Source organism: Pantanalinema sp. (assembly GCA_036704125.1).
Classification (GTDB): Bacteria; Cyanobacteriota; Sericytochromatia; order S15B-MN24; family UBA4093; genus JAGIBK01.
Map to the genome: position 1 here is coordinate 1 of DATNQI010000064.1, position 26,984 is coordinate 26,984.

The 26,984-nt window shown below is 66.9% G+C and carries 26 protein-coding genes and 2 tRNA genes; 9 read left to right on the plus strand and 19 right to left on the minus strand.

Going from position 1 to position 26,984, the window contains the following annotated elements; translation table 11 throughout:
- The 4 genes from V6D00_10265 to V6D00_10280 form a co-directional block, all read right to left on the minus strand.
- Positions 1–570, minus strand: a 570-nt coding sequence (locus tag V6D00_10265; GenBank protein ID HEY9899555.1) for a GTP-binding protein, incomplete at its 3' end; no start/stop codon positions are given.
- A 68-nt stretch (positions 571–638) separates the two neighbouring features.
- Positions 639–711, minus strand: a tRNA-Thr gene (locus V6D00_10270).
- A gap of 4 nt (positions 712–715) precedes the next feature.
- A tRNA-Tyr gene (locus V6D00_10275) sits at positions 716–800 on the minus strand.
- Between the two features lie 131 nt (positions 801–931).
- Positions 932–2,104 carry a vWA domain-containing protein gene (locus V6D00_10280; protein ID HEY9899556.1) on the minus strand — a complete coding sequence of 391 codons (1,173 nt, stop codon included), beginning with the start codon at positions 2,102–2,104 and terminating at the stop codon, positions 932–934.
- A gap of 219 nt (positions 2,105–2,323) precedes the next feature.
- On the opposite strand from V6D00_10280, the gene sugE reads away from it, so the two are divergent.
- Positions 2,324–2,647: a quaternary ammonium compound efflux SMR transporter SugE gene (sugE, locus tag V6D00_10285; GenBank protein ID HEY9899557.1), complete on the plus strand. Its 324-nt coding sequence runs from the start codon at positions 2,324–2,326 to the stop codon at positions 2,645–2,647.
- A 49-nt stretch (positions 2,648–2,696) separates the two neighbouring features.
- Here the strand turns inward: sugE and V6D00_10290 are convergent, their stop codons facing one another.
- Positions 2,697–3,326, minus strand: coding sequence for an acetyltransferase (locus tag V6D00_10290; GenBank protein HEY9899558.1), 630 nt, complete (start codon positions 3,324–3,326; stop codon positions 2,697–2,699).
- A gap of 167 nt (positions 3,327–3,493) precedes the next feature.
- On the opposite strand from V6D00_10290, the gene V6D00_10295 reads away from it, so the two are divergent.
- On the plus strand, positions 3,494–3,619 hold the full coding sequence (locus tag V6D00_10295) for a hypothetical protein (GenBank protein ID HEY9899559.1): 126 nt from the start codon (positions 3,494–3,496) through the stop codon (positions 3,617–3,619).
- Here the strand turns inward: V6D00_10295 and V6D00_10300 are convergent.
- The 3 genes from V6D00_10300 to V6D00_10310 all read right to left on the minus strand — a co-directional run bounded on the left by V6D00_10300 (position 3,616) and on the right by V6D00_10310 (position 6,862).
- Complete coding sequence (locus V6D00_10300) at positions 3,616–4,716, minus strand: hypothetical protein (GenBank protein ID HEY9899560.1); 1,101 nt, start codon at positions 4,714–4,716, stop codon at positions 3,616–3,618. The genes V6D00_10295 and V6D00_10300 overlap by 4 nt on opposite strands.
- Positions 4,717–4,819: 103 nt before the next feature.
- Positions 4,820–6,187, minus strand: coding sequence for a potassium transporter TrkG (locus V6D00_10305; GenBank protein ID HEY9899561.1), 1,368 nt, complete (start codon positions 6,185–6,187; stop codon positions 4,820–4,822).
- Between the two features lie 6 nt (positions 6,188–6,193).
- A complete protein-coding gene (locus V6D00_10310; protein ID HEY9899562.1) occupies positions 6,194–6,862 on the minus strand; it encodes a TrkA family potassium uptake protein in 669 nt (222 codons plus the stop codon).
- Between the two features lie 142 nt (positions 6,863–7,004).
- Here V6D00_10310 and V6D00_10315 point away from each other — a divergent pair, with 142 nt between their 5' ends.
- Positions 7,005–7,541, plus strand: coding sequence for an inorganic diphosphatase (locus V6D00_10315; GenBank protein ID HEY9899563.1), 537 nt, complete (start codon positions 7,005–7,007; stop codon positions 7,539–7,541).
- A 56-nt stretch (positions 7,542–7,597) separates the two neighbouring features.
- Here the strand turns inward: V6D00_10315 and V6D00_10320 are convergent, their stop codons facing one another.
- Positions 7,598–7,759 carry a hypothetical protein gene (locus V6D00_10320; GenBank protein ID HEY9899564.1) on the minus strand — a complete coding sequence of 54 codons (162 nt, stop codon included), beginning with the start codon at positions 7,757–7,759 and terminating at the stop codon, positions 7,598–7,600.
- Between the two features lie 220 nt (positions 7,760–7,979).
- On the opposite strand from V6D00_10320, the gene V6D00_10325 reads away from it, so the two are divergent.
- The 3 genes from V6D00_10325 (at position 7,980) to V6D00_10335 (ending at position 10,172) form a co-directional block, all read left to right on the plus strand.
- Positions 7,980–8,186 (plus strand): hypothetical protein, encoded by a 207-nt coding sequence (locus tag V6D00_10325; protein ID HEY9899565.1) that lies wholly within the window; start codon positions 7,980–7,982, stop codon positions 8,184–8,186.
- 111 nt (positions 8,187–8,297) lie between these two features.
- A complete protein-coding gene (locus tag V6D00_10330; GenBank protein ID HEY9899566.1) occupies positions 8,298–9,623 on the plus strand; it encodes a clostripain-related cysteine peptidase in 1,326 nt (441 codons plus the stop codon).
- 27 nt (positions 9,624–9,650) lie between these two features.
- A complete protein-coding gene (locus V6D00_10335; protein HEY9899567.1) occupies positions 9,651–10,172 on the plus strand; it encodes a hypothetical protein in 522 nt (173 codons plus the stop codon).
- Here the strand turns inward: V6D00_10335 and V6D00_10340 are convergent.
- From V6D00_10340 to V6D00_10360, 5 genes are all read right to left on the minus strand, one after another.
- Positions 10,144–13,044: a hypothetical protein gene (locus tag V6D00_10340; GenBank protein ID HEY9899568.1), complete on the minus strand. Its 2,901-nt coding sequence runs from the start codon at positions 13,042–13,044 to the stop codon at positions 10,144–10,146. The genes V6D00_10335 and V6D00_10340 overlap by 29 nt on opposite strands.
- A gap of 34 nt (positions 13,045–13,078) precedes the next feature.
- Positions 13,079–14,056 (minus strand): IPT/TIG domain-containing protein, encoded by a 978-nt coding sequence (locus tag V6D00_10345; protein ID HEY9899569.1) that lies wholly within the window; start codon positions 14,054–14,056, stop codon positions 13,079–13,081.
- A gap of 10 nt (positions 14,057–14,066) precedes the next feature.
- The gene (locus V6D00_10350; GenBank protein ID HEY9899570.1) at positions 14,067–16,841 is read right to left on the minus strand and encodes an IPT/TIG domain-containing protein; all 2,775 of its coding nucleotides are present in this window, start codon (positions 16,839–16,841) and stop codon (positions 14,067–14,069) included.
- A gap of 123 nt (positions 16,842–16,964) precedes the next feature.
- A complete protein-coding gene (locus V6D00_10355) occupies positions 16,965–17,978 on the minus strand; it encodes an IPT/TIG domain-containing protein (GenBank protein HEY9899571.1) in 1,014 nt (337 codons plus the stop codon).
- An 11-nt stretch (positions 17,979–17,989) separates the two neighbouring features.
- Complete coding sequence (locus tag V6D00_10360) at positions 17,990–18,199, minus strand: hypothetical protein (protein ID HEY9899572.1); 210 nt, start codon at positions 18,197–18,199, stop codon at positions 17,990–17,992.
- A gap of 549 nt (positions 18,200–18,748) precedes the next feature.
- Here V6D00_10360 and V6D00_10365 point away from each other — a divergent pair.
- The gene (locus V6D00_10365) at positions 18,749–19,363 is read left to right on the plus strand and encodes a hypothetical protein (protein HEY9899573.1); all 615 of its coding nucleotides are present in this window, start codon (positions 18,749–18,751) and stop codon (positions 19,361–19,363) included.
- A gap of 43 nt (positions 19,364–19,406) precedes the next feature.
- On the opposite strand, the gene V6D00_10370 is transcribed toward V6D00_10365, so the two are convergent.
- The 5 genes from V6D00_10370 to V6D00_10390 all read right to left on the minus strand — a co-directional run bounded on the left by V6D00_10370 (position 19,407) and on the right by V6D00_10390 (position 25,436).
- Entirely contained in the window at positions 19,407–20,411 is a 1,005-nt protein-coding gene (locus tag V6D00_10370) for an IPT/TIG domain-containing protein (protein ID HEY9899574.1), read from the minus strand.
- A complete protein-coding gene (locus V6D00_10375; GenBank protein ID HEY9899575.1) occupies positions 20,408–21,274 on the minus strand; it encodes an IPT/TIG domain-containing protein in 867 nt (288 codons plus the stop codon). The genes V6D00_10370 and V6D00_10375 overlap by 4 nt, the downstream gene beginning before the upstream one ends.
- A 97-nt stretch (positions 21,275–21,371) precedes the next feature.
- On the minus strand, positions 21,372–24,110 hold the full coding sequence (locus tag V6D00_10380) for an IPT/TIG domain-containing protein (GenBank protein HEY9899576.1): 2,739 nt from the start codon (positions 24,108–24,110) through the stop codon (positions 21,372–21,374).
- 3 nt (positions 24,111–24,113) lie between these two features.
- Positions 24,114–24,425: an Ig-like domain-containing protein gene (locus V6D00_10385; protein ID HEY9899577.1), complete on the minus strand. Its 312-nt coding sequence runs from the start codon at positions 24,423–24,425 to the stop codon at positions 24,114–24,116.
- 429 nt (positions 24,426–24,854) lie between these two features.
- Positions 24,855–25,436 (minus strand): type 1 glutamine amidotransferase domain-containing protein, encoded by a 582-nt coding sequence (locus tag V6D00_10390; protein ID HEY9899578.1) that lies wholly within the window; start codon positions 25,434–25,436, stop codon positions 24,855–24,857.
- A gap of 193 nt (positions 25,437–25,629) precedes the next feature.
- Here V6D00_10390 and V6D00_10395 point away from each other — a divergent pair, with 193 nt between their 5' ends.
- Together V6D00_10395 and V6D00_10400 are read left to right on the plus strand one after the other, a co-directional pair.
- Positions 25,630–26,493, plus strand: coding sequence for a hypothetical protein (locus tag V6D00_10395; GenBank protein ID HEY9899579.1), 864 nt, complete (start codon positions 25,630–25,632; stop codon positions 26,491–26,493).
- 138 nt (positions 26,494–26,631) lie between these two features.
- Positions 26,632–26,919 (plus strand): hypothetical protein, encoded by a 288-nt coding sequence (locus tag V6D00_10400; protein HEY9899580.1) that lies wholly within the window; start codon positions 26,632–26,634, stop codon positions 26,917–26,919.
- The last annotated feature ends 65 nt before the right edge of the window (positions 26,920–26,984 follow it).

Consider the following 26,984-nt stretch of genomic DNA (forward strand, 5'->3'; position numbering starts at 1 on the left):
GCGCTGGGTCTTGGGGTTGGCGGTCATCTGCTCGACGGCCTTGAGGGCCGAGCCCGCGACGAAGGGGATGTCGTCGCCGGGGAACTTGTAGGCGCTGAGCAGCTCGCGGACTTCCATCTCGACCAGCTCGAGGAGCTCGACGTCGTCCACCATGTCGGCCTTGTTGAGGAACACGACGATGTGGGGAACGCCGACCTGGCGGCTGAGGAGGATGTGCTCGCGGGTCTGGGGCATGGGACCGTCAGCGGCCGAGCAAACGAGGATCGCGCCGTCCATCTGGGCGGCACCGGTGATCATGTTCTTGACGTAGTCGGCGTGGCCGGGGCAGTCGACGTGAGCGTAGTGGCGGTTGCCCGTCTCGTACTCGACGTGGGCGGTGTTGATGGTGATGCCGCGGGCCTTCTCTTCGGGGGCCGCGTCGATGTCGGCGTAGGCCATCGCCTTCGCGTTGCCGGCGGCAGCCAGGGTCATCGTGATGGCGGCGGTCAGGGTGGTCTTGCCGTGGTCGACGTGACCGATCGTGCCGATGTTGACGTGCGTCTTGTTGCGCTCGAACTTCGCTCTGGCCATGGTCTTGGTGATTCCTCCTCAAGTAGCCGATGTTTGTGCGGGATTTCCGGAAATAAACAAGAAAAAAGAGCCCTCGACCGGATTTGAACCGGTGACCTTATCCTTACCAAGGATACGCTCTGCCGACTGAGCTACGAGGGCTTGGTGGTGGAGGGAGTTGGATTCGAACCAACGAAGGCAGAGCCGTCTGATTTACAGTCAGATCCCTTTGGCCACTTGGGTATCCCTCCAGGCAAATTGCGATCGAAGCCCGAAGATGAACCCCCGGATTTCGCTCGGCGGCGGCCCGCTGCGATGCAACGCGCAACCACTCTTCAAACTTATCACCGGCTTAACCGGGTGTCAACCCTTCTTGCCAACTTTATTTCAGATCGGCCAGCTCGGCTTTGACGATGCCCACCACCAGATCGTCCAGGTTGTTCTCCTGGACGGGGCCCACCTGGTGCGAGGTCTGGCCCCCGTAGGTCAGGAAGAGGAACTTCCCGCCGGTGAACTGAGCCATCTGTCGAAAGACGTACTCGCCCCGAGCATCCAGGCCGCTCGCACCGAGCGGGTAGATCTTGATGCCGCGCCGCGCGGCCTTGACCATGTGGGTCGTGTAGGGCGGGTCCTGCGGATAGTCCAGGTGCGGGGGGGCGTCGCCCACCACGAACATCAGGCGCACGCTCTCCGACGCGTCCCAGCCGAGGGCGTCGATCGAGGTCCCCACCCCCTCGTTGAGGGCCTCGGGGTAGTCGCCGCCGCCCGCGGCCGCCAGCGAGTCGAGGCGCGAGCGGAAGGTCTCGAGGTCGGAGGTGAAGTCGAAGGGGCGCGTCACGAAGTCGTCGCCGCGATCGCGATACGCCACCAGGCCGTAGCGAAGCGCGGGCGCATCCGGCAAGCTCTTGATCCGCGCGGCGATGTCGCCGATGGTCGTCTGGATGCGGCTCAGCTCGTCCCCCATGCTGCCCGTCACGTCCAGCGTGAAGCAGAGGTCGACCTTGGGCGGGATCTGGGCGCGGGCATCGGGCCAATCGAGCACGACGCTTCGCTCGGCGCCTCGCGGGATCGTCCGCGTGAACTGCTGCGCCCCCTTCTCCACGCGCACCGTGAACGAGTCGCTCGCCTGCGCGGCGAGCGGGAAGGCCCTGGGGAAGAAGAGGACGCGACCGTTGCTCGCGGACTTCGCCGAGAAAACCTCGTCGGATCCCGCGAGGACGGTGAGCGTGGCGTTGGAAACGCTCCTGGACGCCGTGTCCCTGAGCCAGAACTGATAACGATCGGAGACGTCCAGCGGGACGACGCCTCCGCCGGAGTAGCTCGACAGGTAAGACAGGTAGGCCTCGAACTGGGCATTGTCGTCCACCTCGCCTCCCTTGAGGCCCGAGCCCTGCTGCTCCCCTGCCGGATACCCAGGCGCCACGTCCCCCTGCGCGGACGTGGCGGATGCTCCGCCCAGCCCGAGGCTGCGGGTCAAGCCGCTCTCGCACCCGGAGCCGAGGGCGAGGGTCAGCGCCAGGAGCGCAAGCGAACTCAGACGACGATCAAGGCGCATGACGAATCTCCTCTCGTGAAGGCGGCGGATCGGGGAAGCGAGCCCATGGTCATCTTACCCCCGTGCGATCACAGCAACGATCACACCCGCCTGACGGCATTTCCTGGGCGGTTCATTGACCCCCGCGAGGTGCTCGACTAGGATGGCCGGATTGCCTTTTCACCGGCCGAACTCGGACACGCAGCCGGCAACCTGGGCATCTGAAAGGAGCGAAACGAATTGGCATGGGCATGGCTGCTGATCGCGGGGATCTGCGAGATCGTCTGGGCGACGGGCCTCAAGTACACCGAGGGCTTCTCCAAGCTCTGGCCCAGCGTGGGCACCGTGATCGTGATGATCGCAAGCTTCGTCTTCCTGGCACAGGCCATGAAGCAGCTGCCCCTGGGGACGGCCTACACCGTCTGGACGGGGATCGGGGCCGTCGGCACGGTGCTGGTCGGGATCTTCCTGCTGGGTGAGTCGCGCGATCCGTTGCGCCTGCTCTTCGTCGCCCTGATCATCGCGGGGATCATCGGCGTCAAGATGACGGGCAACGCGCACTAAGCGGCCCTTGGATCGAAGGGGGCCGCCTCGCCAGGCGGCCCCCTTGCTGCTAGCCGAGAAAGACGTCGAGGGGGTCCAGGATGTCGTGGCGCACCACCAGGCATGGATCGATCAGGACGTCGTCGCCGATCGAGACGTAGCCCATGATCTGGCTACCGGGGCCCAGCAGGACGCGATCGCCGATCTGTACCCCGCCCGAGATGTTGACCCCCGGGCTCACGACGTTGTAGCTGCCGATCACCGCGTCGTGCGAGACGGTGGCATTCGCGCCGAAGAGATTGAAGTCCTTGACCTCGATGTCGCAGGTGAAGCGGCACCCGGCCGAGACCACGTTGCCCTGGCCGAAGTCGATCCGCCGGAAGTCCAGCGTCGCGTCCGGGTGGATCAGGTTGGGGAACTGGAAGCGCTCGGCTTGCTGCACGTACTCGGTGAGCACGGAGGCGCGCACCTTGGGGCGACCGATGGCGATCACCAGATCCGCCTCCAGGTCCTGCTCCAGCAGCCAGCGATCGTTGCCCACGATGACGCCCAGGCCGAGGTCCTTGCCCACCACCGCCGAGCCGCTGCCGATGAAGCCCGCGAAGTCCCAGCGGTGCTCGCGCGCGTTCACTTGTTCGGCGACCATGGCCATCTCGCGGGCCAGGCCCCCCGTGCCGATGATGTAGAGGCGGCGGCGCATCTGCGTGGGTCTGCTCCATTTACGAACCGGTCAGGACGCCCCCAGCATATACCCGCGAGAAGCGGCTTTGCGGTGATCGACGAACTTGGTTGCGCGGATCACCGCACCTTTCGGCGGGGCTTGGTATGATGGTTTGGTTGGTATTTTCAGCCTCAAAGGAGCACCCCATGCAAAAGACGGATACCTTGCCCGACTTCATCGAAGAGCTCACCGCCATGGTCCGGGTCTACCGCGAGCTCAAGTCCCTCAAGCAGGACGAAGCGCCCATCTCGGACGCCGCACAAGAAGACTAGTGCCTGCTTTCGCCTAGGCCGGGCCGACTGAAAAGGGTCCGGCCAGGCTCCTCCAGGGCGTTGTTGAGGATGGGAATCAAGGCCATGTCCCCGGTGAGCAGGTTGTAGACCGCAAAGCGCGGATCGGGCGGATCGTCGCGGGTGGTGAACCTGAAAATCAGGTTGAAGGGGTCGCCGTTCTTGAACGCCGGCATGCTGGCCTGGATGTTGTTGAAGACGACGCCGACCTCGGGCACCGCGTCGATGAGCCCGGTCCAGCGGTCCAGCACGAGGATGCTGTCGCGCCGGTGATCCTCCCAGACCACGAACCGCGCCCACTTCGAATCGATCGTCACGACGTGGGCGAAGCCCTGCCTGAACTCCTGGTCGGCGAGCAAATCCTGCACCAGCTGAAAAATGGGCTGGAAGAGGTAAAGCCCACCGTCGGCCGTGGTGAAGACGATTGTTTCGCCAGCGGAGTCGACGTCGAACGAGGCGACCCCGCCGTGCAGGGCTGCCAACGCGTTGACCGGGCCGATCCCCATCGGTTTGCCGGCATAGGAGCCGGGATAGTCCAAGGTCACGAACAGGAACCCGATCCGATCGGCGGCGAGGCGGGGATCGGAAGTCCCCAGGAAGAACAGCTCGTTGCGATCGTCGGAGTTGGGCCCGAAGGCAAAGCCACCGACCGTCATTCCGTCCACCAGCTTGGTACGCTCCTCGGTCACGATATCGTACTGGTAGACGTTGCGCCCGTCGTCGAAGGCGTACCGGGTGGTCGTGAGCTCGGTGATGCTGTTGAGGCCGAAGCCCGCTCCGGGAAAGACGAGAATGTCCGGGGTGGCGCGATCGTACAGGGCGAAGGTCCCCCTGTCCGAGGTGAGCGGGTAGACGAAGGGGATGCGCTGCCACGTTCCGGGGGTCGCGCTCGGGGTCGCGGGAACGTCCAGGCCGATGGGAATCGCCGGCCCCCTGGGGCGTTCGGGGAAGTACGGGTAGGCGATCGGCGTGGGGGAGCTCTGGGCGGCAGTCGGCGGCGCCGGGTTGCCGCACCCCAGGGCGATCAGGATCCAGGCGATCGCTATCCCGCAACAAGCGGCGGCTCGTCTCGTTCTCAATGGCGCTCCCCCCACCCGGGAAGATAACCTATCGAGCAAGCCTTCTCTTCGGCTCACCTGCCGAAATCCATCGTGCCGCGCAGCGACGTGCCGCGACGGCGCGCTAGCCAATCAGAAGGGGCTCCTCCACGTAACGGACCGCCGAGTGCCGGCGCGAAGGGAAGAGCGACAGCATCGCCGTTATCATCCCGACGCGCCCCACCAGCATGGTCAGGACCAGGATGAGCTTGCTTGGCGTTCCGAGCTGCCCCGTGATGCCCATGGAGAGGCCCGCGTTGCCGAAGGCGGAGATCACCTCGAACAGCAGAGGCAGGAAGGGGAGCGGCTCGATCGAGGCGACGAACAGGGTGGCGAAGGCCACCACCGCCAGCGAGAGCAGCACGACGGCGAAGGCCTTGCGCACGAGGTGAGCGTCCAGGCGGCGCTTGAAGTAGTCGAGCGAGATCTCCGTGCGCCCCTGCAGGACCCCCTGGACCCCCGCCGCGGTGACGGCGAGCGTCGTCAGCTTGATGCCGCTTCCCGTCGACCCGGGCCCCGCGCCGATGAACATCAGGGCGAGCATCAAGAGCAGGCTCGGCCGCGTCATGGCCCCGACGTCCACGCTGTTGAACCCGCACGACCTGGGCTGCACCGCCATGAAGAAGGCGTTGGCGGCCTGCAGGCTCGAGGGCAGGGGGCCCAGGGTTCTTGGGTTCCGGGCCTCGGCCCCCCAGATCACCGCGGTGGCGATCACCAGCAGGGCCGCCGTCAGGCCCAGCACGATACCGATGAGCACGTTCCAGCGCTGCCTGGGCGGGCGCCGAAGGACGTAGCGGCGCACGAGCTCCCGGTTCACGTTGAAGCCCAGCCCTCCGATCACGGTGGTGCATGCGAGCACCAGCAGGACCCCGGCGTTGCGCTGCCAGTGCATGGCGCCTTCGGGCAAGAAGGGAAACCCCGCGTTGTTGAAGGCCCCGACGACGTGGAAGATCGTCATGACCAGGCCCTTGCGCCACCCGAACTCCGGAACCATCGTCCAGGCCAGCAAAAAGCCGCTCACCAGCTCCACCGAGAGCGAGAAGGCGACGATGTGCAGCACGAAGCGCACGAGCCCCGCCATTCCCGGCTGCTCCAGCCCTTCCTGGATGTTGAGGCGATCGCGCAGGGAGATGCGCTGCCCGATCAGGATCATGGTCAGGGTGAAGAAGGTCATGTAGCCGAGGCCCCCGAGCTGGATCAGCAGCATCAGCACCCCCTGCCCGAAGAAGGTGTAGCGATCCACCACGTCCCCGGGGGCGAGGCCCGTGGTGGTGACGGCCGAGGCGGCGAAGAACAGATCGTCGATCCAGGGCCGCGGCCCCGGCACGTGGGAGAGGGGCAGCATCAGGAGCAGGGTCCCCAGCAGGATGAAGCCCAGGTACCCGAGCACGATCAGCTGGGAGGCGTTGAGCCGGGATCCGGCTCGCCGGGGCAGCGGCGTCGACAACCTCAAGGCGCGCTACCGGGGGAAACGCTTCAGGCGATCGTTGGCGCCGATCACCGTGAGGATGTCGCCCGCCTGGATCCGATCCTCGCTCAAAGGCGCGATGTTGACCCCCGCTCTGCCCTTGATGGCGATGACGGTGGCGCCGAAGCGGCCGCGGATGTCCGCCTCCGCGAGGGTCTTCCCGTAGAAGACGGGGGCGGCCGGCACCTCGAAGATGCTGTAGTCGGGGTCCAGCTCGATCATCTCGATGATCCCTTGCCCGCTGATGGCGTTGGCGACGCGCTCGCCCATCTGGGCCTCGGGATAGACGATGCGGATGGCGTCGCCGCCGACGCGCTCCATGACCTTGCCGTACTTGTCGTGGGAGGCCTTGGCGACGATCCGCGAAACCCCCAGCTCGACCAGGTTGAGCACGGTCAGGACCGCCACCTCGAGGTCGGTCCCGATGGCGATGACGACCGTGTCGAAGCTCGAGAGGCCGAGCTCCTCGAGGGCGTGCAGGTCGGTCGCGTCCGCCTGGATGATGTGGGTCGCGATCTCCTCGGCCTGAGCGGAGCGGGCTTCCTCCTCCGAGGCATCGATCCCCAGAACCTCGTGGCCCTGCTGGTGCAGGGTGCGGCAGACGCTGCGCCCGAAGCGGCCAAGCCCGATGACGGCGATTTGCTTGCGTGATTGCGGCATGGGGACTCCTCGTGATGCGTCGGCTACCTGCGATGGTAGCAGACGCGGCCTGATCTTGCCGCTCGGAAGGCGCGTATGCTATATTCTGAGCGAATTATGGGGATTTCATCCCCCGAAAAGAGCCTTGCTTTAGGAGACAAACGTGCAAAGCCTGTACCATTATCCGCTGGGCGAGCGCTTCCCCCAGGAAGCGGACGTCATCATCGAGATCCCCAAGGATAGCCGCAACAAGTACGAGTACGAAGCCGAGACCGGCAACTTCCGTCTCGATCGGGTGCTTTCGAGCCCCCTGCACTACGTCACCGAGTACGGCTTCTTCCCCCAGACGCTGGCGGGCGACGGCGATCCCGCCGACGTGCTCGTCCCGATGGAGGAGGCCACCTTCCCCGGCTGCATCATCCGCGTGCGCCCCATCGGCATCCTGAAGATGGCCGACGAGAAGGGCGAGGACTACAAGATCCTGGCCGTGCCTTGCAAGGACCGTCGCTACACCGAGATCACCAAGCACACCGACGTCTCGCCGCACCTGCTGCTCGAGATCGAGCACTTCTTCCAGGTCTACAAGAACCTCGACAACCTCTACCCCACCATCATGGGCTGGGAGGACGAGGCGTTCGCCAAGAACTACCTGCTCGAGTGCCACGAGAACTTCAAGAAGTCCGCGCTGGCGCTCAAGTAGCCCCAGAAGCAGAAGGCCCCGGTCGCTTCGGCGACCGGGGCCTTCTGGCGTCCTACCTAGTGCGCGACCGGCACCGTGCCGGCGTTGGCGACGAAGAGATACACCAGGAGGGTGAGGTACAGCCCCATGAAGACGGCACCGACGACCACTCCGGCCGTGGGGGAGAGCACGGCGGGCTCGGGCGACTCGACCTTGGGGGCGGCAGATACGTGTGCCATGATTTCTTCCTTCGCAGTGCCTACCGACGCTTGGCGGGTGCGGCAGGGCTTGGCCTTGAATCCCATCGCCCCCGAGTATAGCATCTCCCGATCGTAGCGAGCGTTGGTTCTCGAAACGCTCCGACCGGGGTAAGGAGCGCCATGGAGGCAACGGTCACCGATCCGGCCTGCCTCGCGGAGCTAAGCTAGCCGCGTTGGGTCTTCACCACAGGAATGGGATATGAGCCTCAGTACGAACAATTCCCGGATGCGCTCCTTCCAGCCGGCGTCGTTCACGACCGGCCCTCTCAAGCTGACGCTCGAGGGCAGCCGGGAGCCGAGCCCCGGCGACTGGCTGCTTCGCAAGTTCGCCGAGAGCAACGCGAAGCGCAACCCCTTCGAGGGCCTCAAGGTTGCGCCCAAGCGGCCTTGGTGGCGCTTCTGGTAACGAGCAGCAAAAAGCTTTAACACAACTTAACCGCTCGATTACCTACTCTCCGCTCCTCGCTCCGACAAGTTGATGAGAGGTCTCCTCCCTCGTCACAAAGGAGCGTCCATGTTGAGCATCCGTCGCACCCTGTCGCGCCTCGCCACGCTCGCTCTGAGCGCGGGCATGCTTGCGGGCTGCTCCGCTCCGGCGATATGGGCACCGGGCGTCCAGGCGGACGGGACGCTGCGCGCCAAGGCCGCCGAAGGCGACTTCCCCGCGTCCAGCCCGCTCAAGGCGAGCACGGTGCTGAGCTACCAGGCCGTCGACAACAACCTGCAGGGCAGCCTTCCGGCCGATCTGAACGTGATGGAGAAGGTCGTGGATCCCAGGACCATGAACCTCCTGGTCTCGGCGGACGTCTTCGCCTTCCGCTTCTCGTGGGCCAGGGGCTTCGAGAAGGTGAGCAACCGCGACAAGGAGGGAGCCTACCGCTTCTTCGTGACCCCGGATGGGCGCGACGAGGCCTACGCCTCGCCCTACGTGGGCCTCGCCGATCCCGACTCCGGCAGCGCCGCGCACCTTCGCGAGTTCATCTCCTGGGGGCTCGGCAAGTACCCCGGCAAGCTCAGGGTCCTCGACATCCGCAGCCACGGCCACGGGCCGCTCGGCATCGCCGACGACTTCCACTCGCGCAGCCGCATCTTCCTGCCCGAGCTCCAGGGGGCCATCAAGCAGGGGAGCGACGGCAAGGGCGTGGACGTCCTCACCACCAAGGCCTGCCTCATGGCCTCGGTCGAGGTCGGCTACCAGCTCTCGGACAGCGCGAAGTACCTGGTCGCCTCCGAGGACGGCATGCTCACCCGGACGGGCTCGGACTCGCTCTTCTACCGCAACCTCGATCTGCTCGCCAAGTCCCCTGCGATCACCGCCCGCGACTTCGCCGCCGCCTACGTCACCAAGGGCATGGCGCTCCAGCAGCCCGAGCTGCGCACCGCCACGACCTACTCGGCGGTCGATCTGAGCAAGGTGCCCGCCGCGATCTCCCCGATCAAGGCCATGAGCAACGCCCTGCTTTCGCTGGTGCCCTCGCGCAAGGCCGAGATCCAGGCCGCGCTGGCAGCAAGCCGCAACTGGGGGCGCTCCCAGACCCAGACCGACCTGTACGACCTCTGCGAGAAGCTCGAGGCGCTGGGGGACCCCGCGCTCACCCAGGCATGCGTCCAGGTGCGCCGCTCGCTCGGCGCCGCGGTGATGGTTGCGCTTTCGGACGAGGCGAACCGCGCCGGCATGCACGGCCTGACGATCATGACCCAGCTCACCACCGGCGATCAGGCCATGAACGAGGCGCTCTTCGCCCAGTACAAGCGCACCGCCTTCGATCGCGAGGTGGGCTGGTCCAAGGTCCTCGAGGCGCTCGGCGCGTTCGGTTCCGAGCGCAAGGACCACAACGGCTGATCACGCCCGTCTAAAAGGAGTACCCCCATGCCTGACCCTCGCATCACCGGCGCCTCGCCGTCCGTGCCCCGCTCCCCCTCCCGGCCACCCGCGACGCCCGCGCGCCCGGCGACGCCCGAGCCCCGAGCGGCGGGCGACGCCCTTGCGACCCAGCCGCGCGCGAGCCAGGAAGCGGCCCGGCGGATCCTCGACGACCTCGCGAAGATCCCGGCGCCCCCCGCCGACACGACAGGCAAGATCCAGTGGCTGGCCGACGCCCGGCCCGCCCTGACGCGAGCCCGGGTGGCGGACGCGGCTCTCGGCGGCAAGAGCAGCGAACTGAAGGCCTTGGAGGCGCGCGTGCGCCAGGTCGAGCGCGAGGTCTTCCCGACGCGTGCGACCGGAAGCTCGTCCCAGCTCTTCGAGCTCACCAAGGGGGCTTCCGAGCTGGCTAGCAGCGAAAGTACCGTGGCGCAGGCCGCGGGGGTCGTGGCGCTGCCCATCGCGGTGACGATCGACGTGCTCGACCTGATCTCGCGCCTCAATGCGCCGGGCGCAAGAAAGCCTTAGCGCCCTGCGCCAGCCGCGCACGCCGCGGTTCATCGAAGCAAGGCTCATCGAGACTGTCGCAGAAGGGCCCGTCCACCGCCAGATCGGCCGCCATCCGGTAGAAGTCGCCGGCAACGGCCGTCAAGCCTAGCCGCTCCAGCTCGCACGCCTTCGCGACGAGGGCATCGAAGGCCCCCAGCTCGCAATTCAGGCGAGCCGCCGTCCCCAACCGATAATGGCCAGGCAGCGAGACGATGAGGTCCGAGGCCCCCCGCGCCTCGAGCGCCTTGCGGGTGGTCGCCACGAGGGAATAGACCGTCTTCTTGGCGTTGGCGTGCCGAGCGGCGGGATAGAGCAGCGAGAAGATCCCATCCACCGAGAGCCCCTCGGGATGAAGGGCCAGCAGCGCGATCAAGGAGAGGCATTTCTTGCGCGGAAAGCGGATCGCCTCGCCCTCGACCTGCACGGCGGGCGCTCCGAACCACCGCAGGCGGATCCGGCCCTCGCGAGGCCTCCCGTCCGCGGTGCGGGCCGCCTCGCCCATTGCGAGCGCCGCGGCCAGGATCGGCGAGGGTCCTTCCTGGCGCAGGCGGTCGAAGATCCGCTCGGCAAGTTGGGGCTGGCCCGCGCGGACGAAATGTTGGCCAAAGGCCGCCAGGTAGAGGGCAAGGGCGGTGGGATCGGGGGCGGCCAGCCACTCGGCAGGGGTCTCCAGGAGGCGCGATGGCGAGAGCTCGTCCTCCTCTTCGTGGGGGCGCGCGTGCAGGCCGATGGCATGCACCACGAGCCGATCCACTTCGCCAGGATGACGCGCGGCATGATTCGCCAGGCGCTCGCTACAGGCGAGGCCATCGGGGGAATCGCCGGCAAGCGCCGCCATGGCCTCATGCGCGAGCACGATCCCCCGGGCGACAGCGTCCAGACGATCACCCAAGGCGGTCGCGATGAGCAACTCCTCGCGGAGCGCGAGGGCCCTTTCCTGGTGCCCGGACGCCCGGGCGGCCTGAAGGCTCCGGATACGCTCGACGAGCGCCGGCCGCTGCGTCTCGAGCAAGGCCCAGCCCTCGCTCCAGGCCAGGGGCGGCGGCGAGGGCGGAAGGTCGTTCGCTCTCAAGTAGGCGCGCGACTGCTCGCAAATCTCGCTCAGACGCGCTCGGGGCGCGACGAAGCAAGACTCGCTCAGCCCGTCGAGAGGCGGGTTCGCCCCCATCCACGCGACGAGCCGATGGAACAAACGGGCTGCCTCGTGATGGCCCCTCTCCTCGCATTCGAGCGCCTTGCGCTGAAGGTGCTCGAGCTCGCGGGAGTCGATGAGCGCGAAGCTCTCCTCGCGCAAGCGAAAACGCCCATGCAAGCGATGGATGGGGTCGGGCACTCCCGCCGCCTTGAGCACCTGACGGGCCAGATAGACGGCCTTTCGCAAAGCCGCTTGCGGCTCCAGGTCATCGCTCGCCGGGAAGAGGCGCTCGATCAGCTCCGCGCTGCTCAGGCCCGCGGGATGGAGCGCGAGCAGTGCGAGCAGGGACAGGACCTTGCGCCGTGGAAAGGCGATGACGTCCTCGCCCACCCGGAGGCATGGCTGGCCGAGAAGACTCAGGCAGAGGGGGGGCGGCGCATCCGAGAGGCCCAGGCGTTGCAGCAGCCTCGCCTCGATGGCCTTCAGCGGCACGCCCTCGGGCCCCTCGATGAGGGCCTTCAAGGAGCAACGCGCCTCCGCGTTGCCGGCCAGCGCCGCGGCGGCGAGCCGATAGAGCTGGACCCGCAGCCTGTCCTCCGCGCCCAGGGAGGCCTCGTCGATCCGCTCCAGGGCCTCCCGGGCCTCCGGTACCCTGCCGATCTGGAGCATGAGTACCGCCCAGGTGGGCTCCAGGTTGGCCAGAAACCGCTTCGGCTGCGCCTGGGAACGCAGCATGGCCAGGGACTCTCGCGCCGGTGAGAGGTCGCCCTGGCGCGCCTGGACGTGCATCAGCCAGAAGCGGGCGATGGTTCCGCGATGCGCCGTCACCCCGCGCATGCCGGAGGCCAGGTGAGCGAACAGGGAATGAGCCAGCGCGAGCTGTCCCAGCAAGAGGGCGCGGATGCCGAAACTCGTCACCAGGTCGAAGCGAGCAACGAGCGAGGCCTGGTCGAAGGCCTCGCCCGGCACCTCGAAAAGCTCCTCGATCGCGGGCACCCGGCGCTGATCGAGCAGCGCGGCGTTGATGCGCTGGACGAACGCCACGAGCAGGTTGGCGCGAAAGCCGTAGCGCAAGCCGAGCGCGACCAGGGCGTCGGCCTGCGACTTGGCCTCGTCGATTGCCGTCAGGTCGATGGCCGTGGCGCCCAGGGCATACCGGGCGCTGAAGTGGAGGAAGGCGACGCGTCGATCGCACGGTCCATCCAGGGCGAGGACCGCCTCCATGTGCGCTCGCGCCGCGCTCGTCTCGCCCAGGCGCCACTGCCGGATGCCCTGGTAGTACTCCCACAAGGCAAGGCCGTTGAGCGAGAGGTGCGATGCTCGAGGTGCGAGCCGCAGCGCGAGCTCGGATGCCTGGGTATGGGCTCCGAGCCGAGTGAGCGCGGCGAATCGCCGAACGTCGATCTCCAAGGCGAGCGTAGGGGCCGGCGCGAGAACCTGGGCCCGGCTGTAAAGGGTGATCGCGAGGGCATCCTCGCGCTCGGCTGCCAGCAGGTCGCCCTGGAACATCGCGTAGTAGGGACGGGTCGCGCGGGTCCTTTCGGGCACCGCGTGCAGCTCCCGCGCCAAAAGTGGCGCCTGATCCGAATGCCTCAGCTGCGCCGCCATGGCCTCACACCGCGCCTCGTGATCGGAAAGTCCCCAAAGGACCTTCGCCCCCTCGGCAAGACCGAGCGCAGGCAGGAACTCCGGGGCATGCCAGGGGTGCGTGTCCAAGGGTCGGGTCGCTCTTCCTCTCCTGGGGCTGGAGTCAGCGCGGTGCAAAGGTCCCACCGATATCGGAAGCACCGATCGCGGTGACGGTGAAGGGGAGTGCCGCGCTGGTGCCGCCCTGGGTCCGGACCGTCAGGTTGCCGGTGGCGGCGCCCGCCGGCACCTGAACGACCAGCTGGTTCGGATCCGAGCTGATCACGGTGGCGCGCTTGTTCCCGACATAGACGGCATTGTCGGTACTCGCCCCGGCGAAGTCAAGGCCGTACAGGGTGACGAGACTCCCGACCGGCCCTTCGGTCGGGACGGCGGCATGCAAGGTCGGTGCGAGCACGTATCCTCCCAGGCCCGTGCCGGCCTTGAGGACGAAGGACGGGCCCAAAGGGACGATCCGGTCCATCGGGTCGGTCTCCTGGGCGAGGGCCTGATCGACCAGCTCGTAGACCTTGTGGAACTGGGCGTTGGTGATCCCGGTGCCGGCGTGCTGGAAGGTATCTGCGGTGGTGGGCATCAAGGAAGCGTCCGGGGTGCCCGCGATCATCTTGCCGACGAGCCCGTCCACCGGCACCGATGCCGTTCCCAAGTGGCTGGTCAGGATCGCGACGGCGGTGGTGCCGGTGGTGATGATGATCCCCCCCTGGGTCAGGAACTTCCAGCCGCCGGAAGTCCAGCCCCCCAGAGTCCGGACCCTGGCCGCCGAGCTTCCGGCGAGGTTCTGGTTCAGCCCCTTGATGGCCTCCAGGTAGTATACCTCGCCGGTGGTGGGCTTCCAGCCTCGAAAGGAGAGAACGAAGCGGCCACCGGCGTCGGTCAGGGCCGAGGAGACCGCCCGGTTGTCGGAGGCCCCGATCAGGGTCACGGTCGCCGCCACCCCGACCTCGTCGAGGGTGGCCTGGGTCCTCAGGGGCGCGCCGAAATCGACCCGGCCCGACAGCTCGGGAATCGGATCCGAGGCCCCGGGGAAAAGGGCGCACCCTCCAAGTCCCGCGAGCAGCAGCGTGGTCATCACTTTGCGCATGGCCGTCCCCCTAGTAGGTGTAAGGGAGGGTGATGCGGGTGATCTGCGTGTTCGAGGCCGAGAAGTTCACCTTGAACCGGATGTAGCGGCGGGTCAGCGTGGTGATGTCCGAGACCCAGGAACCCCATGCGTTGTTGTCGGCGCTGTCCTGGTACTGGATGGTGTAGCTGCCGTTGTTCGCGTTGATGACCGGGGACTCGTAGACCCCGTAGTTGGTGCCCGTGTCGTAACCATTGGAGATGGCGAAAGAGGGACGCGTGGTCACCGACCACGACGTGAGCAGAGGAACGGCCGTGTTCCCGCCCGTCATGGTGGCCCGGAGCTTGAGGCTACCCGCGGCGAGGCCGTTCAGACTCGTTCCACTCGAGACATTGCTCATGAGGACGGCGTTGGTCGATCCGTCGAGAACATCCACGGTGAGGGCGGTGCCTGCAGGCACCGTCCCGTTGAAGGTCAAGGTATCCCAGATGGAACTCGCGGGAAGGGCAAACGCCGAGGTGAGAGAGGTGCCTGAAGCACCCGACGCGAAGGTGATTGCCGAACCGTTGACCTTGAACCTGAAAAGCGACAGCGCCCCGCCGTTGTAGGCGGCATTTGAGCCCAGGATGAAGAGATCGGTCCCGTTCGAGCCGATCGTGGGATAAGCCATGGAAAGCCCCGTGCTCCCGATCGTGAAGGGCAAGTTGACCGTATCATTCGCCCCACCCGGGTAGGTCAGCGCCTGCAGAGTCGTAATGCTAGCAGCCGTCGAGTTCTTGAGCAGGAAAGTCGGTGATCCGGTAAACCCGGCGGCTGCAAGACCGCCAGAGTTGGTCAAGGACCAGGGATTGGCCACGGCGCCCAATCCCGTGCCGATGATGGAGTAGTTGCCCCAGTTCGAGTTCACGAGGTAATGGGTCCCGTTCGTGGCCAAGAAGGACGTATGGCTGTATCCGCTGGTCACCTGGGATCCGGCGAAGGCGTTGTACTTGTAGATCGCAGCATTGTTCGGCCCGAACTCGGCATACAGGTTCTCGGTCGGCAGATAAACATAACTGCCGGCCGAGTTCGTTCCCATCCCGCGCGTCCCCATTGACGAGCCATCGAACAACGAATACCTGTATACGGTGCCCGATCCGTTCCCGAAGAAGTACGAGGCCCCATCGACACCCAGCTGCGTGGCCCAGCTCCCACCGGGTTGCTGCCCGGTGTGAGCCATCACGGCAGGCAGCATCGTGAGCTGGTTGCTTCCGTTCAACGCTACTCCGACGTTGGTGTTCGCGCTGAAGTTGCTCTGGGTGAACGTCGTGACCGCCGATGCCGGCTGGAGCGCGTTGCTGCCCCAGGCGGCATTGGTGCTGCCATTCTTCTGGTTGGTGGTGGCGAAGTTCTCGACCACGTTCTGCCGGGCGGTGAAGGGGCCGCCGCTCTGGCTGATGATCCCCGCATCCGACTGGACCGTGAGCGGCCCCGAGATGCGCGCCGTCAAGGAGGGAGGCGGCGCGAGGCCCACCGCCTGGGTGCCGAACCACGAGGTGATGTTCGGCGACGGCGTCCCGTTGAAGCGGATCTTGCTCTGGGGCCCCTGGGTGGCGAAGTTCTGGCCGTTGACCGTCACCGAGGTCAGCTCGTTGCCCGTGTTGGGGGAGAAAGAGGCGATGATGGGCACGGTGAAGTTGAAGAAGAAACCCTTGGTCACCCCGCCAACCGTGACGGTCATGGGGCCCGAGGCCGCCCCGGCGGGAACCTTGGCCACCACCATGTCGCTATCGGCGTAGGTGACCTCGGCATCGACCCCGGCGAACTTGACGACGTTGTCGCTCAAGGTCGTGCTGAAGCCGGTCCCGCGGATCATGATCGAATCGCCGGGTGCACCGTTGGCGGGCACCAGGGCCGAGATGCTCAGGCCGCCTGCGCTTCCTCCGCCGCTGCCCCCACCGCCTCCCGAGGCCGAGAGGGCGTAGGCTGCGGCTTCCTTGCTCGTCCCGACGCCGGTCTTGACCGTGACGACCCCCGAGCTGGGCGCGCCGGGGGGGACGAACACCCCCAGCGCGGTAGAGGAGGCCGTGAAGATCGAGGCGCTCGCCGCCCCGAAGCGCACCACGTTGCCGCTCTGGATGGGCGAGAAGCCGCTCCCCGTGATGATCATGGCCCCGCCCGAGGTCGGGTTGGATGGGGTCAGGGTGGTGATGCTCGGCCCGATGTTCGCCGTGTTGCGCACCGGGTCGAAGTCCTTGTTCAGGTAGCTGAGCATCTCGGTGGCAAGCAGGGCGATCTCGCTATCGGGGTGGTTGGTCAAGGCCGGGGACGCGTTGAGGCTGGTGCCCGAGACCTTGTTCATGGTGCCGCCCGGGGGCACGTCGATCGGATCCAGGCTGCTGATGACCGCCACCGCCGTGGTCTGAGCGTTGATCACGATCGAGGTGCCCGAGGTACTCGTCCAGGCCCCGCCCGTCCAGGTCAGGAAGGTGCGGAAGCGCGCCACGTCGTTGCCCGCGGCGTGGTTGTTGAGGCCGCGGCTTGCCTCCAGCAGGAACGTCGACCCGGGAAGAGGGGTGAAGCCGTTGAGCGAGAGCACGAAGGTGCCGTCGGCATTGGTGCGGCCGGTGACGATGGTGAGGTTATCCGAAAGCGAGACGAGGGTCAGGGTCGCGTTTTTCGAGGCGTAATCCGGAGCCGCAAGGATCGTGCGGTCTCCCGGCATCGACAGCGCGCCACGGATGGCAGTGTCGGTCGCTCGCGCCTGCGATGCCGCATGCTCGATGGCGTCGGCGCCGTCGGAAACACGGGCCGGAGCGTCGGGCAAGGTTGAAAAAACGCTGGCGCCGGGCGTCACGCAGGATGTGAGGCAGAAAGCGGTCAAAACGGCCAATCCCGGAACAAGATTCGCCTGGCGACGCTTGATGGGCTGAGGCATGGATGAACCCTCCTAGTTGACCGTGACCGAGGCGGTGGCAATGAGGCTGCCGGCAGTGGCGCGGATCTCGTAGCTGCCCGTCGAGCCAGGGGTGAAGAGGCCGTCGAGCAAGGTGGACGGGGTCGCTTCACCAGGCAGCGAAAGGACCGGGCAGGTTTGCTGGAAGAACCACGTGACGACCGGGTTCGGGATCGGAACGCCGAGCTTGTCGGTTGCGCCGAGGAGGTAGTCTATCGGGGCGCCAGCCGATGCGACGGCGGTTTCGGGACTCAGCGCGAGGGCCCGGATGACCCGGAAGCCCTGCGCGCTCGTCACCGTCAGTCCGTCCGCCGTCACGGTGATGGGGCCATCCTCGGCCTGGGTCGGAACCACGGCGGTGAGCTGGGTTTCGTTGCCGGAGACGTAGGGGGCGAGGCTCCCGCCGAAGCGCACCTCCACCGGCTGGCCCCAGCCCTTGAAGCCGCTCCCCGTGATCACGACGGTGGAAAGGGGAGCCCCGCTGGATGGAATCGATGCGATCTCCGGCATGGTCTGGGGAACGAGTGCCAGATCCGCCGTCACCTCCTGGCTCGGCTCGACCGTGACGGTGACGTCACCCTGGGCGATCGGGACCGAGTCGAATCCCGGGACCTGCTCCTGGAAGGCCTTGACCACGACCCGACGATCGGCTCCTGCGGGCACGGTGAGGTTGGCCGTCGTTACCCACGTTCCGGCCTGGGGGCGCGTGATCACAGCCTCGGCCAGGCGATGTTCGGCAACATCAAGCACCTGGACCGTGATGGCGTTGGTGCGGAGAGGAATGGCCAGCGTCCGGTAGTCACGACGCTCGGGCCAGAGAATGGACAGGCGCAGCGTCCCGGTGACCGTGGGCGGCACCTCGGGCCGCACGTTCGATTCAGTGTTGCCCACGCCCGCTTCTAGACGCTCGAGGGTGGCAACCGGCAGCGTCGCGCTGGCGCATGCGCTCAGCGCGACACTTGCGCTCAGCAGCAAAGCGGTTCGAATCAAGGACAACGCAACGCGCAAGGCTCTGGCTCCTATCGGACGATCACGTTGATGCGCCCCGCGGTCGTGACGGTGATGAGGGCCGAGGCCGCGACGCTTGCCCCGAGAGCGGTCGCGGTGATGGACACGGGGCCTGCAGTAGCGGTCGAAGGGGCATGCACCGTGCCATCCGTCGCAACGAGTGCGCGAGCCGGATCGGAGGTCGACCAGACGACCCGATCATGGGTACTGCCGTCCGACATGGTGACCGTCGCAACCAGTCGGATGGCGGTCACGAAACCCGGCGCGGCGGGCCCCGACGGCGGCAAGGCATTGATCGTGGCTGATGTGGGCGATACCACCACCCGCTGGGCGGTGGGGGTCGGCGTAGGTGTGGGGGTCGGCGTAGGTGTGGGCGTAGGTGTCGGGGTGGGTGTGGGCGTGGGTGTCGGGGTGGGCGTGGGCGTGGGTGTCGGGGTGGGTGTCGGGGTGGGGGTGGGAGTCACCGCCAGCGGCTCGATCACTCCGAGGTCCTCCGTCCCGGCACAAGCCCCGATCAGGCTAGCAACGGCCAAGATCGCATAGAGTAATCGAAGCCACGAACCCGGCATACTGACGACACCTTCCAATGATAGTCACCATGCGGTTTTACCCCGATCCCAGTCAGGGCAACGTAGGCAATCGACTTACATTCAGGAAGAAGTCGTGAAATGCCGGGGCCCTCTATCCCCTTGACCAGACCTGATAGACTAGGGAATGTGATCCTCAAAGACGCTCCACCAGACGAATTGCAGGCGATATACAGCCGCCTATTGGCCCACTTTGGCCCTCGCGGCTGGTGGCCCGCCGACACGGCGACCGAGATGATGGTCGGAGCCCAACTGACCCAGTCGGTCGCATGGCGCAACGTCGAGACGTGCCTCCGGCGCCTGAAAGAGGCGGATCTGCTGGACTGGCGGTCGCTGCACGCGGCCCCCGAGCCGCTGATCGAGGAGCTGATCCGGCCCTCTCGCTACTTCAGAGCCAAGACGCGCAAGCTCAAGTCGCTTGCCGCCCACATCGTGGAGCGCCACGGGGGCGACCTGTCGCATCTGTTCGCCACGCCGCTTCTCGAGCTCAGGCGCGAGCTGCTCGGGGTCCACGGCCTGGGCCCCGAGACCGTCGATTGCATTCTCGTATACGCGGCCGAGTTGCCCAGCTTCGTGGTGGACGCCTACACCCGCCGCATCTTCAGCCGGCTGGGCTACTTCGACGAACGCATCGGCTACGAGGCCATGCGGCGCTTCTTCAGCGATCGCCTCCCTCCAGACGTGCCCCTCTTCAACGAGTACCACGCCCTGATCGATGCGCTTGGGCACCACCACTGTCACCCGAAGGCGCCGAAGTGCGACCTCTGTCCCCTGAAGGACATTTGCCGGGGCGAATGAGCGCTCAGACGTCGTTCCTGGCCGGTACCGTCGCCAGCAGCGCTCACCTCGCGCTGAAGGAACCCCCGATGTCGGACGAGGAGGTGGCGGTGACAGTGAAGGCCACGGATCCGGTGACGCCCGTCCTCGCCCGCACGATCACGGGCCCCGTGGCGGCTCCTGCGGGCACGCGCACCGTTAGCCGGGTCGGCGTCGCGGCCAGCACGGGGGCCACGACGCCGCCGAATGAGACCGTCTGGTCGGAGGCGACAGGCTCGAAGTTCGTGCCATACAGGATCACGACGGTGCCGACGGCGTTCGCCGCCGGAACGATCGTGAGAAGGGTGGGCGGCGGTCCCAAAGGCACGCTCTCGGCCATCCCGTAACCGTCCGGTCGCTTCGCCAGCCCCGCCACCGGGTCAACGTCGTTGGCCAGAAGACGGTCCATGAGCCCGTAGACCTGGTGGAAGGCCAGGTTCGTGATGCCCGTCCCCGAGGGTTCGAACGTGTCGGGGGTCGGTGGACTCAAGGACGAGTCGAGGGTTCCCGGAGTGACCGTGCTGAGCAACCCCTCTGGCGGGATCGACGCGCTCCCCTCCAAACTGGCGATCACGGAGAGGGCGGTCGTGGACAGGTTCAGCCAGATGCCCACCCCGGGCAATCGGTTGGTGAGGGTGACCCAGCCACCAGGCTGGTACCGGGCCATCGTTCGGAGGCGGACGGCGTCGTGGCCCGCGAGGTTGCTGGACAGCCCCTTGGAGGCCTCCAGGTAGTACACCTTGCCGCCGGGACGAAACCTGCTGCCGAAGGTGAGGACGAACTTTCCACTGGTATCCGTGAGCGTGGTGGCCACGGTCACGTTGCTGTCGGTATCGATCAGCGAAACCGTGGCAGCCAGGGCAACCTCCTCGATGTCGGCCTGGACCTTACGCCCCCCGAAATCGACCCTCCCCGCGAGCTCGGGAACGAGCGGGGGCGTGACGCCTGCCGGGGCGCAGCCCGTCACGACGAGGGCCAAAGCGATCGCCTTCCAAATATGCCATTGAATGGCGTGTCTCAGCTGTTTCATGGCGTTTTCACCGATGCGGTCGCGACGATCGTCCCCGAGTAGACGCGCACGACGAAGGTTCCCGTGGCCAGCGGCGTGAAGGCGCCCTGGGCCAGCGAACTCTCGGGGGCCGGGCGATCGACCAACCAGCCGAGCTCCGGCTCGCGGATGAGCTGACCACTGGCCGTACGGGCCTCGGCCACGAGGTTCACCACGGAGCCCGTCGCCACCTGGTCAAAGGCATCCTGGGCCAGGGTGATCGAACGGATGACCTGGAACGGCCGGCTCTCCTTCACCCCGTCCACGTCGACCTCCACGGGCCCGTCCTGGGCATCGGGCGGGACTTCGAACTCCAGGAGATCGCCGCGCAGGGTCACGAACGGGTCGATACTTCGGCCGGCCATCCGGACCAAGAGCGGGCCGGTCTGGAAGTTGCCCCCCACGATCCTAACCAGGCTGCCCGGCCCGCCGTTGGGCGTCATGTCGTAGATCACTGGGCCGAGCGTCGGGACCAGCGTCACCGTGACCGCGGCGGACGTGCTCGGCCAAATGGTGATGCCCGTGCTGCTTCCCTCGGCCACCGGCGCAACGCCAGGGGCAGGCACCAGCTCTCGGAAGGCCTGGACGAGCACGCTGCGTCCGGTGCCCGAGGAAAGGGCGAAGCTGGCGGTCGCGATCGTGCTCTCATCCCCCGGGCGAATGAACTCGGCGCGCGCCATCAGCTCACCGGCGACATCTCGGACCTGGATCCGGATCATGTTGGCGCTGGTCGGGATCAGCTGCGCTCGGAACTCGCCACGCGCAGGCCAGCGCACGGCGACGTTTAGCCTGCCGCTTGGTGCGGCGGCTTCGAGGTGCGTGGCGCCAAGCGTGTTCGGGACCACGGCAGGCGCCACCCCCCGGACCAAGGCTCCGGGGGGGACGCAAGCCGCAGCGCAGGCGGCCGCGAGGGGGATGACGAGGGCGAGGCGTCGCATAGGCTCAGTAGGCGTAGTTGAGCGCGAGGCTGTTCAGGACTGCATTCCCCGACACCGTCGCCTTCCAGCGGAGGAAGCGCCGTGCCGGCAGGCTCGCGAACGTTGCGTTCCACGGGCTCCAGGACACGCCGTCGGAACTGCTGGAGTACTCGAAGCCGAGCGACCCGCCATTGAGCGTCTGGTTGGGGCTGACGCTCATGTAGGTGGGCGCCATGGTGCCGGTGTCGTAGGCCTTGGACTGGACCGTGCCCATGGCGATCTGGTAGAGGGAGAGCGCAGTCGAACTATATCGCGGCGTGCTCGCGCCAGCCGCCGAGGACTCGAGCCCGCTGTTGGGATAGATCACGCCCCCGAGCTTGTCGTACGAGAGCCGGACCCTACCGTAGCCGCCGGCCGAATAGGACGATGACCAGGTGGAGTTGTATCCGGTCCCGCCGTTCACGAGCACCGAGCTGGCCGCCAGGGACATGGTCGAGGCGTTCAGGAAAATCGACCCCCCGCTACCGCCGCCGCCGTAGCTCCCGACGTAATTGCCACCGTTTGCCGAGATAACACCGTTGTTGGTCAGGGTCGAGGCGTTGATGAAAACGACCCCGCCCCCGTTTCCGCCTCTACTGACACTGTTGTGCTCGGCGCCGCCGCCCGCCCCCGGGAAGATGCGGCTGAGATCGGGGGTGCCTCCCGCCGAACCGCCGGTCGCATAGCCGCCGGATCCGGCGGTGCCTCCACCCGCGGTGCCGTAGCCGCCGCCGCCGCCGTTGTTGTTGCCGCCGCCGCCGCCGTTGCTCCCGATGCCGTTGCCGCCAGGCACGCGCGAGCCGTCATTGGTGACGCTGCCGCCCTCGGCGTAGCCCCCACCGCCTCGGCCGTTGTTGATGCCCACGCCGCCTCCGTTCGTGGCCGACCCCATGTTCGCGTTGGGGAAGCCCGAGGTCGAGGCGTAAACGCCGCCCGTCCCCCCGAGGGCATCGGCGCTGATGCGCCCGCCCGCGTTCACGGTCAGGGTGTCCGATCGAAAGACGATGAAGCCCCCAGCCAGCCCCAGCGTATCGACCCCCTGGGTCGTCAGGGTCCCGGTCACCGTGACCGCGCCGTAGTGGGGCACCTTCTGGCACAGGGACTGCCCCTGGTTGTAGGTGTGGGCCAGGGCGTTGGTCATCGTCAGCACGCTGCCGTTGACCGACTTGATGGTGTTGAACTCCCAGTAGCCTGCCCCCGTGCCATAGAGCTGGACCAGGAAGATCTCCTGGCCGGGCTGGAAGCCCAGGCTGTTGCCCACGATGACGTTCTGGCTGCCAACGTTGCCGTCCGAAGCCAGGATGCTCCGGGGCGGCGCGAAGGTCGTGGTGCCCGCCGGCACGTTGAGGTTGCCGTCGTAGAGGATGCGGGGACCGCCGGTCCAGACGACGTTGAGGCTGTTGTCCGAGTCCCACAGGTTGTTGTCCAGGAAGTTCTCGGTGACGTCCGTCGAGGCCGTGAAGTTCCCGTAGGGCTGGCTCAGAAGGCCCTGGCGGGTCCCCAGCAGGACCGGGCCGGAGACGCGGCCGGCGAGCGTGGGCCCCGGCACCTTGGCCACGGCCTCGGTGTTGGTCCACGACGAGAGGAAAGGCGCGTTGATCTGGTTGAAGCGCACCAGGCTGCCGACGCCGAAGGCGTCGAAGTCGGTGCCCGTGACGGTGACCCCGTTGGTGTTGAAATCGCCCGAGTTCGGAGAGAGGGCGGTGATCACGGGAGACGCGCCCGTGCCGCCGCCCGATCCCCCGGAAGCGCCCCCGGCGCCCGCGACCACGAACGACAGGGCCTCGGGGTTCGTTCCCTGGGAGGTCGTCACCTTCAGGACACCGGTACCGGGGGCGGTCGCCGGCACGTACACGCCGAGCGACGTCGGAGAGGCGAAGAAGACCGAGGCCGTCGCCGTGCCGAACAGCACCGTGTTGTCGCCCGCGATGGGGGAGAAGCCCCGCCCCTTCAGGACCATGGCCCCGTTGACCGCGACGGTCGGCGGCTGAAGGGCCGTGAGGCTGGGCTTGATCGACGGGACGCTGCCCACCGGATCCAGGTCGTTGGTGAGGCAGCTTGCGATCGAGGCCGCGAGGGCCGCCACCTCGGGGTCGGGGTGCCCCGTCATAACGGGGCTGGCGTTGAGCGAGGTACCGCTCACCTTGTCGATGGTGGCGCCGGGACTGACGTTCACGGGATCGAGGCTGCTCTCGATGGCCACCGCCGTGGTCAGGGCGTTGATGAGGATCGAAGCGCCCGAGATACTCGTCCAGGCGCTTCCCGTCCACTTGAGGATCGTCCGGAAGCGCGCCACGGTGTTGCCGGCCGCATGGTTGTTGAGGCCGCGGCTCGCCTCGAGCAAAAAGTAGGTGTTGGATTCAGGGGTGAAACCGCCGAGCGGCAGCACGAACGAGCCGTCGGTGTTGGTCTTTCCCGTGACGACCGTGAGGTTGTCCGCAAGGCCTATCAAGGTCAGCGTGGCGTTGCTCGAGGCGTAGTCGGGGGCCGCCTGCGCCTTGATGGCCGGGAACCGGACCGCACCACGGATGGCCGTGGCCTCCGTCTTGCTCGTCGCCGTGACCGCCTCCACGACCGAGGACGCCGGCCCCGCGAGGGGCGTGGGGGCCAGCTGGCAAGCCGACAGGGCCAAGGCGAGCGCTGCGACGGCCCAGCGCCGGGCTTGCAGGCGGGCACGCGTCAGCAGAGCGGTTCCTGGGATGTAGGTCGACGATGTGGTTCGCATGCGTTACTCCACGATGATGAAGAGGTCGCCATCGGTCGTGACGGTGATGAGGGCGGAGGCCGTGAGGCTGGTCCCCTGCGCCGTGGCGGTGACGGTCGCGGTTCCCGCGGTGGCCGTCGAGGGAGCCTGAACCGTGCCGTCCGGCGCGACCCGAACGCGCGCCGGATCGGAACTCGACCAGGTGACCCGGCCATGGGTACTGCCGTCCGACATGGTGACGGTCGCGAACAGCTGAACGGTGGTCACGTAGCCCGGAGCGCCAGGCCCCGAGGGCGGCAAGGCGTTGATCGTGGCCGAAGTGGGCGAGACCGCCACCTGCTTAGCGATTGGAGTCGGTGTCGGGGTCGGTGTGGGCTTCGGGGTTGGGGTCGGCGTGGGCGTCGGGGTTGGAGTCGGGGTTGGAGTCGGGGTGGGATGGGGCGTCGGTGAGGGAGTCGGCGACGGGGTGGGGGCTGGAGTGGAAGGCGACGGAGACGGGGACGTGACTGCCTGCGGCTCGATCAAGCCCACGTCGTCAGTTACGGCACAAGCCATGATCAGGGTTGCCGCCGCCAGAACTTGGGGTAGGCGAAGCCACGAAACCGACATCTACACGACACCTTCGAATGCTGTCACATGGGAGCCCATACCCTGCAGACGACCGAGGGAACGTGGGCACTCGACTTACCAATCTCCCCTACCAAGCCCAAAGTCAGGCACCCGCCCCCTAGGGGGCGGATGCCGGCACGGATTCGATCCCCGGTGCTAGACAGGACGCTTGAGGGAAACCAGGCTCTCGATGAAGGCCGCGTTGAAAGCCGGAATGTCCTGGGGCTTGCGGCTGGTGACGAGGTTTCCATCGCGGACGACCTGCTTGTCGACCCAGGTGGCACCTGCTCGCTCCATGTCGCGCCGGATGCCGGGCCACGACGTCAGCTTCCGCCCTTGAGCGAGCTCCGCGTCCGCCAGGACCCAGGGACCGTGACAGATCATGGCCACCGGCTTGTTGGCGCGCATGAAGGCCCGCAGGAAGGTCAGGTGCGCGTCCGATTGACGCATGGCGTCGGGGTTGGCGAGGCCGCCCGGGACCAGCAGGCCGTCGTAGTCGTTCATGGAGGCCTCGGAAAGCAGCTTGTCCGCCTTGACGCCCGGGCCGTGCTCGAAGTGACGCATCCCGATGATGTGTTTCAGGTGGGCTTCGTCCTGGGCCAGGACGTGGACCGTGGCGCCGGCTTCGCGCAGCGCCGTCACCGGCCCGTCCAGCTCGGACTGCTCGAAGCCGTCCATGACAATGACCGCGACCTTGAAACCCGCTAGTTCGCTCTTGGAGAGGGGTGACATGGGCATCCTCCTTTTCTCCTGGTCCCGGTGATCGTAGCCGGAGACGCCGAGATCTCAAGAAGGATCCGAGTAACGCACCGCAGCGCCCGACCCGTGCCACGGGGCTTCTTTCATCGGCACCCGTCGAAAAGCGGCCGATCTGGGGAAAACAGTCAATATCCCTCGCTTGTCGGCGAGGGCGATCAAGAGGAGAGCTCCGATGGGCGACACCCGCATTTCATCTGCCGCGAGCCATCGGCTGCACCCCGCACCGAAGGCGCCCAGCGCCCCTCAGCCGGCAGCGGCTGCCGCGCCCCGGGTCGAGGCCGACAAGCTGCTCGTGCAGGGTGGGGGGCAGGCGGAGGCAGGCCTTCGGATCGCCAAGGAGGCCCTCGCCTTTCCGCCCAAGCCCAGGGCTGCCGCGGAGATGAAACCCTGGCTGCTGGATGCTTACAGCCGCCTGCTCAAAGCGAAGAGCGCCCAGGATGCGCTGCAGAACGACCGGGGCGAGAGTCGGGTGACAGGCCGGGAATACAGCGAGATCACCAAGCAGATCGCGGACGCGGAGCGAAAGATCGCCAAGCTCGACAAGCATGACGCGGTCAAGAAGGAGTTCTTCGCCACCATCCTGCCTTCCGCCCAGCAGATCATCGACGACCTGGCGAAATTCCCGCCGCCCCCGGCGGACAACGCGGGCAAAGGCCAGTGGCTGGCTGGTGCCAGGCAAGAGCTGGCGCGCGCCAAGGCCGCCGATAACCTCATGAACGCCGCCTGGTTCGACTTCGGGGAGCTCGCATTCGAGCAGCGTGCCGACGCCGGCGAGAAGCTGTTCACCTTCGAGTCCCGCGTGCGATCGGTCGAGTACGCGCTCAACCCGCCCTCGCCGCGTTCGACCAGGGGAAGTGCCGCAAAGCCTGGTGCGAACGGTACCGAGGCGCAGCTCTTCGGGCTCACCAAGGGCGCTTCCGAGTTGGCGAACAGCAAGAACCCCGTGGGTCAGGTCGCAGGTACCCTGACACTGCCGATCGCCGTGACGCTCGACGTGATCGACCTGGTCACGCGCATTTCCGGTGGATCGCGGTAAGCCGCAAGAATCAAGAGGTCCGCCGCCCGTTTTCAACCCTCGCCCTGCTTCAATAGGATGCTCCCGCGAGGGTTCCGCAGGCGAGGAGGTGCGTGGTGAACGAGAGGCGAGCACGCGAGGCGCTTGAAGAGGGCTTGCATGCGGACCATGCAGGAAAGGCCCGGCCTGCCCTCGAAAAGGGTTTCCTGGGCGAAGAGCCGGCAATTGCGCCCGAAGATTCGCACGCTCGACCGGAAGACACGGAAATCAGGCCAGAAGAAGCGGAATTCGCCCCCGGGCCTGGAGCCGGCGGCGATTGAGCGCGCTTGGCAACAGGTAGGAAGCATGCTGGATGAAACGGATAAGCGCACCAGCAGGGGATCTCAGCAATTCCATGAGGGTTCGGGAAGCAAGGATTCCCCACTTTCGATCGGCCCAGATTATTGAGTCTGGCTCAATTCTATCCCAGACTTACCCCAGCATTACCCCAACGAAAGAAGCGGGCATCAGCC

Bases quoted from the DNA above. Each gene is read 5' to 3' on its own strand.
- V6D00_10325 (HEY9899565.1), top strand. From the start codon at position 7,980: ATGAGCCTCAGTACGAACAATTCCCGGATGCGCTCCTTCCAGCCGGCG.
- V6D00_10335 (HEY9899567.1), top strand. From the start codon at position 9,651: ATGCCTGACCCTCGCATCACCGGCGCCTCGCCGTCCGTGCCCCGCTCC.
- V6D00_10345 (HEY9899569.1), bottom strand. From the start codon at position 14,056: ATGCGCAAAGTGATGACCACGCTGCTGCTCGCGGGACTTGGAGGGTGC.
- V6D00_10370 (HEY9899574.1), bottom strand. From the start codon at position 20,411: ATGAAACAGCTGAGACACGCCATTCAATGGCATATTTGGAAGGCGATC.
- V6D00_10320 (HEY9899564.1), bottom strand. From the start codon at position 7,759: ATGGCACACGTATCTGCCGCCCCCAAGGTCGAGTCGCCCGAGCCCGCC.
- V6D00_10400 (HEY9899580.1), top strand. From the start codon at position 26,632: ATGCGGACCATGCAGGAAAGGCCCGGCCTGCCCTCGAAAAGGGTTTCC.
- V6D00_10280 (HEY9899556.1), bottom strand. From the start codon at position 2,104: ATGCGCCTTGATCGTCGTCTGAGTTCGCTTGCGCTCCTGGCGCTGACC.
- V6D00_10390 (HEY9899578.1), bottom strand. From the start codon at position 25,436: ATGCCCATGTCACCCCTCTCCAAGAGCGAACTAGCGGGTTTCAAGGTC.
- V6D00_10380 (HEY9899576.1), bottom strand. From the start codon at position 24,110: ATGCGAACCACATCGTCGACCTACATCCCAGGAACCGCTCTGCTGACG.
- V6D00_10310 (HEY9899562.1), bottom strand. From the start codon at position 6,862: ATGCCGCAATCACGCAAGCAAATCGCCGTCATCGGGCTTGGCCGCTTC.
- V6D00_10290 (HEY9899558.1), bottom strand. From the start codon at position 3,326: ATGCGCCGCCGCCTCTACATCATCGGCACGGGGGGCCTGGCCCGCGAG.
- V6D00_10360 (HEY9899572.1), bottom strand. From the start codon at position 18,199: ATGTCGGACGGCAGTACCCATGATCGGGTCGTCTGGTCGACCTCCGAT.
- V6D00_10395 (HEY9899579.1), top strand. From the start codon at position 25,630: ATGGGCGACACCCGCATTTCATCTGCCGCGAGCCATCGGCTGCACCCC.
- V6D00_10295 (HEY9899559.1), top strand. From the start codon at position 3,494: ATGCAAAAGACGGATACCTTGCCCGACTTCATCGAAGAGCTCACCGCC.